This is a genomic window from Nitrospina sp. 32_T5 (genome assembly GCF_052156635.1).
Taxonomy (GTDB): Bacteria; Nitrospinota; Nitrospinia; order Nitrospinales; family Nitrospinaceae; genus Nitrospina.
Genome location: NZ_JBQKUO010000002.1, coordinates 716,201 through 730,714 on the forward strand (window position 1 = coordinate 716,201; position 14,514 = coordinate 730,714).

General features: G+C 56.3%; 15 protein-coding genes. 4 read left to right on the forward strand and 11 right to left on the reverse strand.

Going from position 1 to position 14,514, the window contains the following annotated elements:
• Nucleotides 1-66 precede the first annotated feature (66 nt).
• From ACTRW9_RS08180 to ACTRW9_RS08195, 4 genes are read right to left on the reverse strand one after another with little or no spacing between them, the layout of a single operon-like run.
• Nucleotides 67-417 (reverse strand): VOC family protein, encoded by a 351-nt coding sequence (locus ACTRW9_RS08180; RefSeq protein WP_442428996.1) that lies wholly within the window; start codon nt 415-417, stop codon nt 67-69.
• A 19-nt stretch (nt 418-436) separates the two neighbouring features.
• Nucleotides 437-1,219 (reverse strand): methyltransferase domain-containing protein, encoded by a 783-nt coding sequence (locus ACTRW9_RS08185; protein WP_442428966.1) that lies wholly within the window; start codon nt 1,217-1,219, stop codon nt 437-439.
• Nucleotides 1,220-1,258: 39 nt separating this feature from the next.
• Complete coding sequence (locus ACTRW9_RS08190) at nt 1,259-1,939, reverse strand: hypothetical protein (RefSeq protein WP_442428967.1); 681 nt, start codon at nt 1,937-1,939, stop codon at nt 1,259-1,261.
• Nucleotides 1,924-3,078: an aminotransferase class I/II-fold pyridoxal phosphate-dependent enzyme gene (locus ACTRW9_RS08195; protein WP_442428968.1), complete on the reverse strand. Its 1,155-nt coding sequence runs from the start codon at nt 3,076-3,078 to the stop codon at nt 1,924-1,926. The genes ACTRW9_RS08190 and ACTRW9_RS08195 overlap by 16 nt, the downstream gene beginning before the upstream one ends.
• Before the next feature lie 79 nt (nt 3,079-3,157).
• On the opposite strand from ACTRW9_RS08195, the gene ACTRW9_RS08200 reads away from it, so the two are divergent.
• Nucleotides 3,158-3,547: a hypothetical protein gene (locus ACTRW9_RS08200; RefSeq protein ID WP_442428969.1), complete on the forward strand. Its 390-nt coding sequence runs from the start codon at nt 3,158-3,160 to the stop codon at nt 3,545-3,547.
• A gap of 3 nt (nt 3,548-3,550) precedes the next feature.
• Here the strand turns inward: ACTRW9_RS08200 and ACTRW9_RS08205 are convergent, their stop codons facing one another.
• Genes ACTRW9_RS08205 through ACTRW9_RS08235 form a run of 7 tightly spaced genes read right to left on the reverse strand, consistent with a single transcriptional unit; the run spans nt 3,551 to nt 11,392 of the window.
• A complete protein-coding gene (locus tag ACTRW9_RS08205) occupies nt 3,551-3,988 on the reverse strand; it encodes a DUF1566 domain-containing protein (RefSeq protein WP_442428970.1) in 438 nt (145 codons plus the stop codon).
• A 51-nt stretch (nt 3,989-4,039) separates the two neighbouring features.
• The gene (locus ACTRW9_RS08210; RefSeq protein WP_442428971.1) at nt 4,040-4,897 is read right to left on the reverse strand and encodes an aminotransferase class IV; all 858 of its coding nucleotides are present in this window, start codon (nt 4,895-4,897) and stop codon (nt 4,040-4,042) included.
• Nucleotides 4,894-6,384: an anthranilate synthase component I family protein gene (locus ACTRW9_RS08215; RefSeq protein WP_442428972.1), complete on the reverse strand. Its 1,491-nt coding sequence runs from the start codon at nt 6,382-6,384 to the stop codon at nt 4,894-4,896. The genes ACTRW9_RS08210 and ACTRW9_RS08215 overlap by 4 nt, the downstream gene beginning before the upstream one ends.
• A 56-nt stretch (nt 6,385-6,440) precedes the next feature.
• Nucleotides 6,441-7,649 carry an ABC transporter permease gene (locus ACTRW9_RS08220; RefSeq protein ID WP_442425508.1) on the reverse strand — a complete coding sequence of 403 codons (1,209 nt, stop codon included), beginning with the start codon at nt 7,647-7,649 and terminating at the stop codon, nt 6,441-6,443.
• Nucleotides 7,636-8,358, reverse strand: coding sequence for an ABC transporter ATP-binding protein (locus ACTRW9_RS08225; protein ID WP_442428973.1), 723 nt, complete (start codon nt 8,356-8,358; stop codon nt 7,636-7,638). Before ACTRW9_RS08225 ends, ACTRW9_RS08220 begins: the two co-directional genes overlap by 14 nt.
• The gene (locus tag ACTRW9_RS08230) at nt 8,355-9,683 is read right to left on the reverse strand and encodes an efflux RND transporter periplasmic adaptor subunit (RefSeq protein WP_442428974.1); all 1,329 of its coding nucleotides are present in this window, start codon (nt 9,681-9,683) and stop codon (nt 8,355-8,357) included. Before ACTRW9_RS08230 ends, ACTRW9_RS08225 begins: the two co-directional genes overlap by 4 nt.
• Complete coding sequence (locus ACTRW9_RS08235; RefSeq protein WP_442428975.1) at nt 9,680-11,392, reverse strand: TolC family protein; 1,713 nt, start codon at nt 11,390-11,392, stop codon at nt 9,680-9,682. Before ACTRW9_RS08235 ends, ACTRW9_RS08230 begins: the two co-directional genes overlap by 4 nt.
• Before the next feature lie 390 nt (nt 11,393-11,782).
• Here ACTRW9_RS08235 and ACTRW9_RS08240 point away from each other — a divergent pair, with 390 nt between their 5' ends.
• The 3 genes from ACTRW9_RS08240 to ACTRW9_RS08250 all read left to right on the forward strand — a co-directional run bounded on the left by ACTRW9_RS08240 (nt 11,783) and on the right by ACTRW9_RS08250 (nt 14,341).
• Entirely contained in the window at nt 11,783-12,430 is a 648-nt protein-coding gene (locus ACTRW9_RS08240) for a response regulator (protein ID WP_442425504.1), read from the forward strand.
• A gap of 136 nt (nt 12,431-12,566) precedes the next feature.
• Nucleotides 12,567-13,403 (forward strand): transketolase, encoded by an 837-nt coding sequence (locus ACTRW9_RS08245; RefSeq protein WP_442428976.1) that lies wholly within the window; start codon nt 12,567-12,569, stop codon nt 13,401-13,403.
• Nucleotides 13,400-14,341 carry a transketolase family protein gene (locus ACTRW9_RS08250; RefSeq protein ID WP_442428977.1) on the forward strand — a complete coding sequence of 314 codons (942 nt, stop codon included), beginning with the start codon at nt 13,400-13,402 and terminating at the stop codon, nt 14,339-14,341. The genes ACTRW9_RS08245 and ACTRW9_RS08250 overlap by 4 nt, the downstream gene beginning before the upstream one ends.
• Nucleotides 14,342-14,514: the final 173 nt, after the last annotated feature.

The following is a 14,514-nucleotide window of genomic DNA, read 5'->3' on the forward strand; positions in this document are numbered from 1 at the left end:
CACGGGGGATCAGACGATAACGCTGATCAGAAGGATTTCTTCACTGTTTGGCTGTAAAGCAGAGTTTCAGGAATGAGACAGAATATTAACCAGTCTTCCAAAGGGATCCCGGACAAAAAAACGACGGACCCCCCAGGGCTCATCAGTCAATTCGTACTCTATTTTAAACTTTTCCTTTTTCATTTGCTTAAAGGCCTCATCAACATCATCCACCTCAATAGAGAGGTCGGGAACAGCGGTACCCGATCCACCTTCTGTCATGATGCTGATTTGCACAGCTGATTTCACATCAGATCCCAATGTAGTGATCCACCCAAGGTCCATTAAAACTTCTAATCCCAGGATTTTTTGGTAAAAACAATTTGCAGCACTGGTTTTCTGGGTTGCGATATTAGTCACTATTCGCTGTACTTTGATCATTACGGGCCTCGGCCTTTTATAATTTAACTGCGGCGAAGTAATACAACTCCCAGTGGGTGTACACGCCCTGCGGGGTGGAGAAGTTGCGGTCGTGGGTCTCGATCAGGCGGCGCAGTTCCCCCGTCTTCATCATGCGCAGTGGCGCGGCGCCGATCTGTTGCAGGTTGCGGATGAGGTGGCGCGTGCCGGGAAAGAAAATCTCGCGGCTTTCGCGTTCGGCCGCCTGCCACTGAAACCCGCACCGGGTGAGAAGACTCTTCCAGCTTTCAAGCGACAGCAGGTGCGTCGGACCCTCCAGCCCGCCGGAGTCGCGGAACTCCTGCAACGTTTCCGGACCGAATGTGCTGAACACGATCTGCCCGTCCTTGGGCAGACTCCGATGCAGGATTTCCAGTGTGGGCTGTGGATGCTGGAACCATTGGAACACCGCGTTGCCAGCAATCAACCCGGCCGGGGGAAACTCCAGCCGCTCGGCATTGCCTTCCAGAAACTGCGTTGCCTCAGGCAGATTCATATGTTCTTTCAGGTACTCGATCATCGCCGGGGCGATGTCGTTCAGGATCAACCGCTCCGCACCGCGCGCCAGCAGGTGCCGGGTGAACAGCCCGGTGCCGCAGCCGATCTCCAGCACCGGCTCGGGAAGGGAAGGGGGCAGCAGCGCCGCCAGCCGCTCGGCCATGGTCTTCTGCAACTGCGCATTCTTGTCGTAGCTCTTGACGTGTTTCGAAAAACTGTGGATGAGGCTCGACTCGAACTCATCTTCGCCGCGTCCGCGGCTGGTTTTGTGATTCGCGTTCATGGAATGAATTGTACTTTCTAACGGCAGAGGGAAGAAGGGTTAAATGCGTTTTGGGGACGGTGCGGCCATGCGTTCCTGCACTGCGGGAAGCTGAAATATCTTTTGCAGGAGCGGTTCGGGGTGGTGACCGCAGCCGTTGACCACTTCCAACGTTGGCATGAGCGGTTGCAGGGCGGTGGCGTCGGTGAACGGGTCGCGGTCGCCCAGCACCGCATGGAACCCCGCTGTGGCTTCGGGCGAAACCGTGACGTCGCGCAGAAACTGGAGGCCGCGCAATAGAACATCCCGCTCCGGGATGCCGCTTTTCGCTTCGGGCGGCAGAACGATGTCGCCCAGCGCCATGAAGTCGCCCAGCACCGTCGGCAGGTCCTGGGTGCGCTCGACCGTCCGCAGAAAAAACTCCAGTTGACCCGACGGGATTTTCCCGCCCAGCCCCGCCTCCTGTCTGAAGGCGAGGATCGGGGCCATCAGGATTTTGACCGCCGCCTCCGGCAGGTGCTCACGGTGATGCAGGAGCCACAGACTGCCGAGCGAATACCCGATGACGATATCCGGAGCAGGGGTCTGCAAAGCCCTCATCGCTTCCTCCGCATCGAATGGGTCCTTTGGGTACACGCAGCGAACCGTGGCTTCCGGACAGAACGGTTGCGCCAGATTCTTCAGCCAGTCCTGCGGAATGGCCCAGCCGCAAATGAGGGTGATTGTCAAACCGTTCGACATGCGTTCAAAATCTCCAGAAGTTCATGCAGGTGATCCTGCGTGATGCCGCTGTGAAACGACAGGCGCAGGCGCGACGAGTTCGGCGGCACCGTCGGCGGACGCACCGCCCCCGCCAGCATTCCCTTTTCCAGCAGACGGTCGCGCAGGGCCAGCGCGCGGTCGGGGTCGCCGACGATCACCGGCACGATCTGCGAGTCGAACGCGTTGGTCGTCCATCCGCCCTTGACCAGTTCCTCGCGGAACCACGCCGCGTTTTTGCGCAGGCGCTGCCGTTCCGTGTGCAGGGACTGCACCCTGCCGATGGCCGCCAATGCCGCTCCGGCGCAGGCCGGGGCAAGGTAGGTGGAGTAAATGAATTCGCCCGCGTGGTTGATGAGGTGATCGGTCACCGTCTGTGATGTCGCCAGCACGTACGCCCCCATGCTGGCCAGCGCCTTGCCCAGCGTGCCGACGAGGATGTCCACATGATCCAGCACCCCCGTCTCCTCGGCCAGCCCTCCGCCGGTGGGACCGAACACGCCGGTGCCGTGGGCCTCGTCCAGCACCAGCACAAAGCCGAAGCGCTGTTTCAATTCCACGAGGGCTTTCAAGTCCGGGTAATCGCCGTCCATGCTGAACACGCTTTCGGTGACGACAAACACCGTTTCGTACGCACTCTTGTTTTTCTCCAGCAACTCTTCCAGGTGGTTCAGGTCGAGGTGCGAGTAGCGCTTGTAATCGGCTTTGCCTTGAAGGATAGCCTGGATGACCGAATGGTGGATGAGTTTGTCCACCAGCACAAGGTCCTTCGGCCCCGTCAGGTGTTTGAGCACCGCCTGGTTGGCCATGAATCCCGTGTTGAACACCAGCCCCGCCGTTTTGCGTTTCCATTTCAGCAGCGCGTCGAGGAGTTGTTCGTGGCAGGGCAGGTAGCCGTAGAGCAGGGGAGACGCGCCGCTTCCGGCCCCATATTCTTCGAGCGCCTGCCGCGCCCCGGCGATCACGTCCGGGTCGCTGCGCAGTTGCAGGTAGTCGTTGCTCGACAGGTTGAGGCGACAGGTCTGGGCCACCTTCAGCGTGCGCAGGAGGTTGTCTTTGCGGCGTTGCTCGAGTTCTTTTTTAAGGCGGCGTTCCAGCGGCGAGTCCAATGATTTTTCCACTCCCAAGGCTTTCGGAAACAAAAATTATGGTATAAAAGCCCTTTCAAGTCAAAAGCCACTCCAACTTATATATTGAGTCATGGCGGAGATCAAAGATACGGGAAAAGTCTGGATCAAGGGACGCGTCAGCACCGCTTTCGCCATCAAGGTGGACGACACGGTGTTTGTGCCGGGGCAGGAAGAAGGGCAGGAAATCGAATACTGGCTGGAAGACGGCGCGCTGTGCGTCGACCTGCACGATTCCAAAAACGAGACGCGCATCGCGCGGCAATTTCCTTTGAACCTCAAGCCGGAGACAATGGCGTCCCTGTTCAACGGGTTCACCCGCACCAAGCACTGCGACACCAAGGTAGTGATGCCCAGCGACGACGGCGTGCTGGAAACGTCGGTGCAGGGAGAGGCGTACCGGGATTCGAAGGCCGGTACGCTGGATGCCCGCGCGTTCTGGCAGAGCGCCGCACCGAAGTGATTCTTATTTTCCCTTTGAATTGGAGGACCGCACCAGGCGGGTGGTGTACTCGTCGCGGTTCAATTTGTCCACGAACTCGGCGGTGCCGTCCTGCAGGTTGACCGCGCAGGCCTGTCCTTCATCGTTCACTTCCGAAGTCCATATGACCCGGCCGCATTTGGGCACGAACGCCGGGTGGATGTGGATCGCCTCTCCCTCCCAGTCCACGAGCGTCAGGTCTTCATTGTACAGGCTGAGCGCTTCCTCTTTGGTCGGCAGGCGCCAGTCGGCGTGACCGCCGGCATAGACGTTGCGCATGGTCTGGATGTAGTAGTTGGCTTCGTCCCAGGTCACCCACTTGCCCAGGTCACCACGGGCGTCCTTCGGCAGCCATTCCAGGTTCATTTTCTTATCAACGATCACCCCGCGCGGAGTGTCCTCGTACAAATCCTTTGCATCCATAATCCGTATCCATTCCAGTTCGATTCAAATGCGTGCAATTATAATGCACCTTCACAAAGACTCAATCGATTTTAGAAATGCCGCGTGCAAACGCGCCGTGACCGGACCCCGCCGACCGTTCCCGATGACCGTATCATTCACGCGAGTGACCGGCAGCAGTTCGATTCCCGTATTGGTGAGGAAAGCCTCGTCGGCCTCAACCAGATCGGACGTCAGAAGCGTCTCCTCCCGCGCCTCGATCCCCAGTTCCGCGGCCCGTTCCAGAACAACCTTGCGTGTGATGCCCGCCAGTACCGATTCCCCGACGGGCGGGGTTCTCAGCACACCCCCGTGCATGACAAACACATTGCTGGTGGAGGCATCGCAGATTTCGTCGCGGTGATTCAGCAGGACGGCGTCCCAGTGACCCGCCTCGCGCGCCATGCGCCGGGCAAGTATGTATGGCAGAAAGTTTCCCGATTTCGCCTGCCGGGTCACTTCCGGGAGGCGCGGCGCACTGTCGGGAACAAGAAGTACCGACACACCTTCGCGATAACGTGCTTCCGGCAACGAATCAACCGGGCGGGCTGTGATGACGAGCGTCGGCGGCACGTCCGGCACGATGTCGAATCCGGTGCTCTCGCCCCGGCTCAGGGTGAGACGCAGGATGGCGTCGGCCAGTTCATTTCGTTTGAGCACTTCATACAGCAGGGTTTCCAGTTTGGCCGATGCTTCCGGCACGGTGAGGTGAACCTGTTCCGCCGACTGATGCAGCCGGTCCAGGTGGTCGGCAAGGCGGAAAATACGTCCCCGATAAGCGCGCAGGCTTTCGAAGACTCCGTCGCCGTAAAGGAATCCCCGGTCAAACACCGACACGCGCGCTTCTTCGTGTCCCACGAAACGGCCGTTGATATATACCACCGACGTCATCCCACCGGCTCCCCGCTCAGCGCCTGGATCATCGCCGCCGCCTTGTCCAGCGTCTCCTGCCATTCTTTCTCCGGAATGGAGTCGGCGACGATTCCCGCCCCGACATGAAAATGCGCCCGTCCGCTTTGTATCAGGATGGTGCGAATGATGATGTTGAGATCGAGGTGGCGATCGAATCCGATATAACCGAACGATCCGCTGTAGGGGCCGCGCAGGGAAGGTTCCAGTTCGTCGATGATTTCCATGCACCGGATCTTGGGACAGCCGGTGATGGTGCCGCCGGGAAACACGGCGGCAAGGATATCGACCACATCCACACCGGGTTTGAGACGGCCCTCGATATTGGAGACGATGTGGCAGACGTGCGAGTACTGTTCGAGAAACATGAGGTCGGTCACCTGCACACTGCCGTGTTCGCAGATGCGCCCCAGGTCGTTGCGCTCGAGATCGACCAGCATCAGATGCTCGGCTTTTTCCTTTTCGTTGAGCAACAATTCTGCCGACAGCCGCGCGTCGTCTTCCTCGTTTTTGCCGCGTGGCCGCGTTCCGGCAATGGGCCGCGTCTCGACCCGGTCCCGCACCACCTTCACCAGCCGCTCGGGAGATGAACTGGCCAGCACCAGTCCGTCGAATTTAAGATAGCCGGAAAACGGCGACGGGTTCACTTTGCGCAGGCGCTGGTAAAGCGGGAAGGGATCGCCTTCGTAGTCAATGGACAGCCGTTGCGCCAGATTGGCCTGGTAGATGTCGCCTTCCTCGATGTACGTTTTGGCACGCTCGACCATGCACTCGTAATCTCTCTGCGTGATGTTGGAATTCAGGGAAGCGGACTGCAGGGAAGGGGGCAGCGAGGTTTTTTGGGGGACCGATTGCGACGCTTCCTCAATGAGACCATCCATTTCCCGCCAGGCCGTTTCCAATTCTTCCTTGACCTGCGAATGAATGGTTTCGGGATCGTCCTCAATGTTCACTGCGACGATGTATTTGAGGGTCGCCTGCCGGTGGTCGTACACCCACAGCCGTTCCACCTGGAAGAAAAACAGAAGAGGCAGGTCGAGTCCGTCCTTGGCCCGGGGTTGAATGTTTTCGAACCAGTGAGCCATCTCGTAGCTGAGGCAGCCCACCCATCCCCCCCAGAAATGATCGACGTAGTCGATCGCATCCAGGCCTGGCTCAAAGTTCAACCGGTGGAGCGCCTCCGGCGCCGGGAAAGGAACCGTTTCCCGGTCTCCGTTGTTGTGAACCTGAAACTGGTTGTTGCGCAGGGAGAGGGCTTTTTCACTGGCTCGTCCGAAAAACGAATAGCGCGCCGTCTCGTCGGGTCCCTTGCCGCTCTCGAACAGGAAGGACCGCTCCGCCTCCCCGTACAATCGATGGTATGCCTCGGCGGGGTTGAATGAATCAACACGCCGTTCTCCGATCACGGGCACGCGTGGGCAGGTGGCGGCCAGTTCAATAAAACGCGATCTGTCGGGACAGACTTTCATGGCTTCAGGTGTAAGTGATTGTTGGAGTCGATTATATCAGGATGGGAACGATTTGCTCATTCGTAGCGGAGCGCATCGATGGGATTCAGGTTTGCGGCCTTGTTGGCAGGGTACAGACCGAAAAAGACACCCACCACCATGGAAAACCCGAACGCCAGCAGGATCGAGGGAACGGAGACGATCATATCCCATCCCCCCAGCTTGGACACGCCCATGGAAACACCGGCTCCCATCAGGATCCCGATGAACCCGCCAAAGAAGCTGATGAAAATGGATTCGATCAGAAACTGCTGGCGGATTTCCCGTTTTTTCGCGCCGATGGCAATGCGGATGCCGATCTCCCGCGTGCGTTCGGTGACCGAAACCAACATGATGTTCATGATGCCGATGCCGCCGACCATCAGGGAGATGAATGCAATGCCGCCCAGAAGGTACTGAAAGGTTTTGGCCGCGTTGCCCCAGCTGTTCAGCCATTCCGCCGAGTTCTGCACGTGAAAATCATTGTCCTGCCCCTCCCGGATGTTATGCCGCCGCTTGAGAAGGGATTCGATGTCCTGTTTGATGGCTTCAATGTCCTGAATGCGCTTCGCCTGCACGTCGATCGATTGCAGGTAGTTGATGCCGAACAGACGCTTCTGCGCGGTGGTGACGGGGATGAAAATCTGGTCGTCCGGATCGAACCAGGACAGCGCACCCTTGGCAATCATCGTCCCGATAATGAGAAAATTCTGGCCGTCCACCTTGAGGGTCTGGCCGATGGGATCGACGTTATCGAAAAGGTTTTTGGTGACGGTCGCTCCCAGCACCGCCACCCGCCGGGCGGTGCGCACTTCCGTGTCGGCAAAATAGCGCCCCTTGTCCAACTGAAAATTGGACATCCAGTAATAATCTTCTTCCGTGCCGCGTACGGTGGCATTGCGGTTTTTGTTGCCGAACTTCAACTGCGCGCTCTGGTACACCTCCGCCGAGACGCCGGTGATGCGGTCGATGTGTTCACGGATGGCCCGGGCGTCGTCGAGGACCAGCGTTTCCACTTTCCCGGTCCGCACGTGGCGGCGGCTTTTCTGCCCGGGTTTGACGGAGATGATGTTGGTGCCGAACTTGGCAATCGTCTCCAGCGTCTGTTTGCGCGCGCCCTCACCCAGGGAGATCATGGAGATGACCGAACCGACGCCGATGATGATGCCGAGGGCCGTCAGAAAAGTGCGCAGTTTGTTGGCCACCAGGCTGCGAAGCGCCATTCGGATGAGATCAAAAATCAGCATGAGCCTCTTCCTTCTTCTGGACGCGGGGCGCCGATCCGCTGTCCTGAACCAGTTTTCCGTCCTGCATCTGAAAGATTCTTCTGGAGTAGGCGGCAATATCCTTTTCGTGCGTGACAAGGATAATGGTGACGCCTTCTTCGTTCAGCCGGGTGAACAGTTTCATGATCTCCGCACTCGTTTTGGAATCCAGGTTGCCCGTCGGTTCGTCCGCCAGGATGATGCGCGGGTTGATCACCAGGGCCCGGGCGATGGCGGCGCGCTGTTTTTCACCGCCGGACAGTTCGTTCGGCTTGTGTTTGGCGCGGTGGCCGAGACCCACCCTCTGCAACGCGTCCATTGCCTTTTTTGCAGGTTCCTTCACCCGTCCGTACAGCAGGGGCAATTCCACGTTCTCCAGCGCGGTGGCGCGGGGAAGCAGGTTGAAACTCTGGAATACGAAACCGATTTTCTTGTTGCGCACTTCGGCCAACTCATTCGCAGACAGATTCTGCACATCAATGCCGTCAAGACGGTAGGTGCCGGAAGAGGGGAGATCGAGGCAACCGAGCAGATTCATGAGCGTCGATTTGCCGCTGCCCGACGGCCCCATGATGGAGGCGAACTCCGACGCCTCCATGAAAAAACTGACGTCACGCAGGGCGAACACTTTTTCAGCGCCGAGGTCGTAGGTTTTCGACAGTTTTTGAATTTCGATGAGAGCCACGGTCAACGCCGGAGAATGAACAGCATCTTGCGAATGGTGGACATGGTGTCGTCATCCGGTTTGAAGTGTTCCTTGATTTCTTCCCAGTCCCCGATCAGCACTTCCTGGTTTTCATTCACGCCACCCACCTGGATTTCGATCGGATTCTTCACGCCCAGTTCCACCGGCCGGGCCTGGGGTTGATTGTTCTGAAGAACGGCGACGAAGGTTTTTCCATCTTCACGGTGAATGGCTTCGCGGGGAAGAAAGGTGACGTCCTCCAGTTCCCGGCTGATGATATCCACATTCGCCGTCATCATAGGTTTCAGAATATCACGGCCCTTGCCGTGGATTTCAATTTTGACTTTGAAAATGGTGATGCTGTCCTCGACCAGGCCCTTGGGAGCGATGCGGGTCACCACGCCCTCAAATTCCTCGTTTGGATACGCATCGGTGGTGATCTTCACCTTCTGCCCGACCTCCACCTTGCCGATGTCGGTTTCGTCCACGTCGGCCACGATGAACAGTTTGGACATGTCCGCAATTTTTGCCAACGGCGTGCCTCCGGAGACGGTGGTGATGCCGGAAGCGATGATCTGCCCCTGTTCGACCAGCTTTTCAATCAACACACCCGAAATCGGTGCATAGATTTCGGTTTCGGCCAAACGTTCTTTGGCCTCAGCCAGTTCCAGCTCGGCCCGTTTGACATCGGCTTTGGCCAGTTCAATGTCCTGCTTCTTGACCTCGATGTCATGCACGCTGTCTTCAGCAGCACGCAGGTTGGCCTTGGCCTGTTCCAGCAACTCTTCCCGGACTTTGAAGGCCGTTTGTGCGGTTTCCAGCGATTCGCGGGAGGTGAATTTTTTCTGAAACAGGTCCTCCTGCCGACTCAGCTTGTCGCGTGCGTCAACCAGGTTGGCCCTGGCTTCCTCCACCTGGGATTTGGCCCCCTGCAAGTCGGTTCCGTAACGCGTGATCTGGAGTTTGAGGGACGTTTTGGCCTTATCCAGTTGAGCCCGGGCGCTGGCGAGGTTCGCTTCCGCCCGCTTGACATTGCGGACCTCGTCCGACTTGTCCAGCCTCAACAGGAACTTGCCTTTCCGGATGGCATCCCCCTCTTCATAGGGGAAGCTGAGCACTTCGCCGCTGGCCTTGGACTTGACCTCCACCTGGAAATTGGGTTCGACAATACCCGTTGCGGAAATCTTCACCACCATGGTACCGCGTTCCACCTTGGCGGTCCGGAAGGGATGTTTTTTGGGGCGTTCATTTTCTTTCCCGTCACCCTGGACCAGAAAGAAGGCGCCAGCCGCAAGAACGACCACCCCCAATGTAATAAGGAGTTTTTTCATGGTTTCTGTTCTTCCGCCAGCTCGATCCTGTGATGATCCAGTGTGGAAGCAATGACCTTGCGGAAATTGATACGCGATTTATTGAAATCGATGATGGCCAGCAGTTCCTTGCTTTGCTCTTCGGCCAGATCGGTTTGAAACTCCAGCACCTGGAAACTGGTGGACAGGCCAACTTCAAATTTTTTCAACTCTGCGTTCAGGGTTTCTTCCGCAAGGTGCCGGGCCACCCGCGCCGCCTGCACACGTTTGATATCCGTTTCCAATTGCCGAACCGCTTCCCGCACTTCAATAATGATGGTTTTTTCCAGGTCCTTGATATCGAGAAGGAGCTTGGCGACCTCCAGCTTGGCGGTGGTCAACTGACTTTCCGCGGCCCGGTTTCCGAGTGGATAACTGAACACCACCCCCGCCGTCCAGCTGTCGAAATCCGTGGACAAAGCCCGTTCCATGCCGCGTCCAAAGGTTCCCCCGAACTGGCTGATACGGGGAGCACCCCCAAGGCCGACAGGCCGGGCGTCACCGGTAATCCCGTTGAGGCCGTAGCTGGCCACCAGGTCGAGGGTAGGGTAGGTCTGGTTTTCATTGAACTCCACCTGGATGTTACGTGTATCCAGTTCTTTTTTCTTGGACAGGTAATCCGGGCGTTGTCTCAGCGCCTGGCTGATCGCATGATTGAGGTCGACCTTCGCCTGGGGATCGTACTGCGGCGCGTCGAGGGGCTGGATGTTTTTCGTTCCTTTTTCCGAATCGAATGCGATATTCAGAATATTTTTCAGGTTGTCTTCGTTATCCTTAATCAGTTTTTCCGCGTTGATGACCGCCTCTTCACGCGAGGCCACCTCGGACTGAGCCTGAAGAATTTCCAGGGGTGCCATGGTGCCCACCTCCACCTGTGCTTTGACACGCTGTTCCAGGTCGCGGGCACGCTGGACGGATTGTTGCTTCACCTTCAAATCCTCCTGGCTGAATACAAGGTCCCAGTAAACATTTTCCGCCGAAGTGAGGATGTCGATGACCTGGTTTTTGAAATCGTACTGGGAGATGGAGAGATTGTTCCGCGCGATATAGATGTTGCTTTTGTTCACATCCTGCCCGAAATTCTTGAGCAGGGGCTGGGTCAAATTGACCTCGAACCTCGTGGTGTACTGGGGGTTCAATCCGGCAAACAGCGAGTTCGTACCATCCCGGATGCCTTCATAGAAAAATTCGTACTCCGTGCCGAAAGTGAGTTTTTGATTGAGCCCGACTTTCCACCGTTGCTGGTCCGTTTCCGAAATCGGTGGGTTGGCGAAAGCGGAGGCGATTGGAACCGTGTCGTCCTGGGCCCGCACTTCGGCATTGACGCTGGGGTCGAAGGCGGCTTCGTTATTGATGATGTTCTGCCGCTGGATGCGGGAGTTGTACTCCTGAACCGCTATGGCGACATTGTTTGTGAGGGTGGTCTGAATGACATCGGTCAATGACAATTGCAGGACATTGCTCAGTACGATGTCCGGTTTCTTGTTCGCCGAATCTTCGGTCGCAGGTTGGGGAGAGCCCTCGGTGTTCCCACTGTCTCCGGCTTCCGTCCCCGGGGTTTGCTGCGTTTCCGTAAGCTGGAGTCCTGCCTGCAGGCGAAACCGGTTTTCCGAGCCCAGCAGGCTGGATTCTGCCTGCGCAATCACCGGAAGAAAAATAAGAACCTGGATGGCCATCATCACTAATCGCACTGAGTACACACCCCTCATCAACATAAGCATAGCCCCTGAATTCTCCAATGGTTAATAGGGAAAAACGATTTTAATATAATAACTTACCGCATTAAAAGGGAAATTGGTCCGAGTTCCCACTTTCATGAAACTTCCTGTACTGCATTCCCTGGTACTCGGTTCCGGCCTCGGGACGCCCCCGAAAACGACCATTTTTAGGGCGGTTCAAGAGCATCGCTTTGTGAAAAACACGATTTAAAATAATTCGGACCTGAGCAGGGCCCATATAGGACCTCCTGTAAAAATGAAAAATCCCTTGTAATTTTTACAGTAACTGTATAGTATAAATGACTATGCTTCCAGGCCACCCCAATTGCCTGGCTTATTCAATTCCAAAATGTGACCAAGCCCATGAATAATCCTGCTTCGGCTTCCCGTGTTACCGCCGCAGATATATTGAAAGTCATTCCGATAACCCGTAAAACGCTGTGGCTATGGCAGAAAAAGTACAACTTCTTTCCAGACCCGGCCAAGGAAGCACACCCGGGAGGCAAGGGCATTGTCGGGTACTATCCGGCATGGGTGAAAGACCGGTGCAAGCGGGTGTACGAGCTGCAGAAAAGCGGTTACACCATTGCCATGATTAAGGAAATCCTTAAAAAAGAGACCGAGGACAAGTCATCAAAAAAAATACTCGTTGTGGACGATGAGAAAAAATACACAAGCCTCGTCAAGAAGTTTCTGGAAAAGGAAGGATACCTGGTTGAAGTTGCGGGCAACGGTCTGGACGCGGGTCTGAAGGCTGCCGACTTTCTACCTTCCATCATTCTCCTGGATATCAATCTTCCGGGCCTCAATGGACTGGAAGTGTGTGCCAATCTCAAGAATAACCCGAAAACCAGCTTCATGACCATCATTGTGATCTCCGCCAGTCCACAATATACGGAAAAACAGGTTCAGGAGGCGGGCGGCGACCTGTTTATAAAAAAACCGGTGGACCTCGAGGATCTGCTCGAAAAATGCAATGCCATCCTATCTGATAACGTAGTGGCCGAATAGCTTTTCCCGTCAATCATCCCCAATTCCCTGAAAATCCATTTGAATTCGGTTTTTCTCAATTTACCTCTGTAAAATTGGGATGATTTGGAATATGCTGACACAAATCAATTTTCTGAACTGAATCCATTTCGTCCATATGAATGACACCACGCAGACAACCGATTCGAAAATAGGGGAGTTGGAAAGCATTGCCCGCGACTTGCGGCGCAAAAGCCTGGAGATCATCCATCGCGCCGGATCCGGTCACCCGGGAGGCAGCCTTTCCGGGGCGGACATCGCGGCGGCCCTGTTTTTCGACGTGATGCGTTTTGACTCGAAAAACCCCCGCGACCCGAAGCGAGACCGGTTTATCCTGAGCAAGGGGCATGCTACGGGCCTCCTTTATGCCACTTTGGCCCGGGCGGGTTACATAGCCGACGAGGAACTGGTCGATTACCGTAAAATCAACAGCAAGCGCAACCTTTCCGGTCACCCGCACCCGAAAACCCCGGGCGTGGAAATCGCCACAGGCAGTCTCGGACAGGGGCTGAGTGCGGGGCACGGCATGGCCCTGGCAGCTCGCCTCGACAATCTCGATTACCGGGTTTATGTGCTGATGGGTGACGGCGAGTTGCAGGAAGGGCAGGTCTGGGAAGCGGCCATGTCCGCCGCCAAATTCAAGACCAACAACCTCATCGCCATTGTCGATTACAACAAGGTGGCTCAGGACAATATCACCAAGGACCTGAAGGATCTGGAACCGATTGAAGACAAATGGAAGTCATTTGGCTGGGATGTACATCGCATCGATGGCCACGACATGGCGCAGGTACACCAGGCGCTCAATCTACCGCTCCATAAGGAAAAACCTCGGGTGATCATCGCCGACACGGTAAAAGGCAAGGGAGTCAGCTTTATGGAAGGCAAAACCGCCTGGCACGGCGTAGCGCCTTCGGATGAAGATTACGAAAAAGCCATTAAGGAGCTGGAATGATCGACGGAGCGACACGGGACGGCTACGGAGCCGCGTTGGTGGAATTCGGCAACAATCCCAAAGTGGTGGTGCTGGATGCCGGCGTGAGTGACAGCACGCGAAGTAAAAAGTTTGGCGACAAATACCCGGAGCGGTTCTTCAACATGGGAATCAGCGAAGGAGATATGGTGTGCACGGCGGCGGGACTCGCGACCACAGGGAAAGTGGCTTTTGCCACCGGATTCGCCTGCTTTCTGCTGGGCCGGACCATGGATCAGGTGCTCGTCAGCATCGCCTATTCCAATACCAATGTGAAGCTCGTAGGGACTCATTCCGGACTCGCCGTAGGTGAAGACGGGCCGACCGCTCAGATGGTGGTGGACATTGCCTACACCCGTGCCATGCCAAACCTCACCGTCATCCAGCCGGCGGATTATCAGGAAGCCTTTGCGGCGACGAAGTTTCTTATCGACCACGAGGGCCCGGTTTACATGCGCCTCGGCCGCGCCAAGGTAAAAGGCATTTACGACGAGAATTTCCAATTCCAGCTGGGCAAGGGTCATGTGGTGCAGGAAGGAAAGGATCTCGTAATCTTCGCCACCGGCGGCATGGTTGAAGAAAGCCTGTTCGCCATGGAACAGATGGAAAAGGAAGGTCTGAAAGCCACGCTGGTCAATATTTCCACCATCAAGCCCATCGATCAGGAATTGATCGTAGAACAGGCCAAAAAACATGGCCGCGTGATGACCGCTGAAGATCACAATCTCATCGGTGGCCTGGGTGACGCTGTGCTCGAAGTTCTGGCCGACCATGCCGTGCAGGTACCGGTCAGGCGGATCGGCGTGCGCGACCATTTTGCCGAAACCGGATCGAAGAAAGAGCTGTATGAAAAATACGGTCTCTCACACAACCACATCGCCAAAGCCGCCCTGGCTCTTTGCGATGCGCAGCCGGCCTGACGTTTCCACAACGGGCGGCACAGGCCGCCATCAAATTCACCCCAACCATAACGAGAACAGGGCCCTCTGGATGGCATCTTTTTACCCTTACTTCAAGTTGACATAATATATGTTATGGGAACTTAAGGCTTGGGGTCGGGTTTTGCGGGTTTGAGTCCCCTTTTTTTATTAGT